This is a genomic window from Xanthovirga aplysinae (genome assembly GCF_009711365.1).
Lineage (GTDB): Bacteria > Bacteroidota > Bacteroidia > Cytophagales > Cyclobacteriaceae > Xanthovirga > Xanthovirga aplysinae.
This window is the reverse complement of record NZ_SMMB01000303.1, coordinates 1-1,059: the sequence shown is the minus strand read 5'-3', so window position 1 is coordinate 1,059 and position 1,059 is coordinate 1. Positions and strand designations below refer to the sequence as shown.

Below are 1,059 nucleotides of genomic sequence, written 5' to 3'. Positions count from 1 at the left end.
CCTTCTTGTGTCCAGAACCGAAGATCTCCATCTTCAAATCGTATTGTTTTTAGGTTTTGTCCCAAAAGAGAAATAACATCCCCAGAGTAGTAGGAATAGATTTTATCTTCCAACTCTGTAATACCAGAAATATTAAAATCACCTCGCACCTTAACCTCATTGCTAGCATCTAGGTGTAATAGTGCATTTTCAGTGGAAGTATTGTTTCCTACCCAAAAAGATAAGTGTGAATTAGCTCCATTATTTAACTTTATATAGTTATATCCATCACGGAAGAAAGTTAATTCGTGTCCTCTTATATTTAGGTTGCTTGGTCCATCTAGAATATCTAATATTCCTCCAATTTTTGCTGATCCGTTAGTTTTTAGATTACCTTCTACCTCTAGTTTTTCAGTAGGGGAATCTGTTCCTATTCCTACATTCCCAGCATTAATATTGAAAAAAGTATTTGATTGTGTACCTATACTTGACCAAACCGTGCCACCATTTGTACTTCTAAATTCTAATTTAATATTGTTGGCTCCTTCACTTAAAAAGTGAGCACCTTGACCAGAAGTCCTATTTTCCACGATACTTAAAGCAGTTGTACCAGCTCCGTTTCCCGCTATTTTTCCTACAGTTAAGGTACTGCCTATTTCTACATTGCCAGAAATAATAACATCATTTTCGAACGATCCAGCACCGGATACTTTTAAATTATTGGTAATTTCAATATTTCCTCTCTCATTAACATTAAGCATAGGGGCATTGGCAGAATCTCTTATTGTGGTTCCATTTACCCCTCCCTGCAAAAGTAGGGTTTCATTAGAGGAGTATATTCTTCCATTTTTTACGTAGTTCCCATCTGCAGAGCCGAACACTAAACGTTCGATGTCTAAAATATCTCCTGAACTTCCATTTAAAATGTTTTTATTTCTCAAGTTAATTAGACCGTTAAGAGATAGGTTTTTTGCAGCCCAATCTATGGTGTTCAGATTAGCGTTTTCTGAATGATATAGTTGCACCCATTCTTTCCACTCACTATCATAATCTCTTCTCACTCTCATATAGAAGCGCGAG

The 1,059-nt window shown here is 36.2% G+C and carries 1 protein-coding gene; it reads right to left on the bottom strand.

Annotated elements, in window-relative coordinates; translation table 11 throughout:
* A partial coding sequence (locus E1171_RS23345; protein ID WP_222931310.1) for a hypothetical protein occupies window positions 1–1,059 on the bottom strand: 1,059 nt, incomplete at both ends.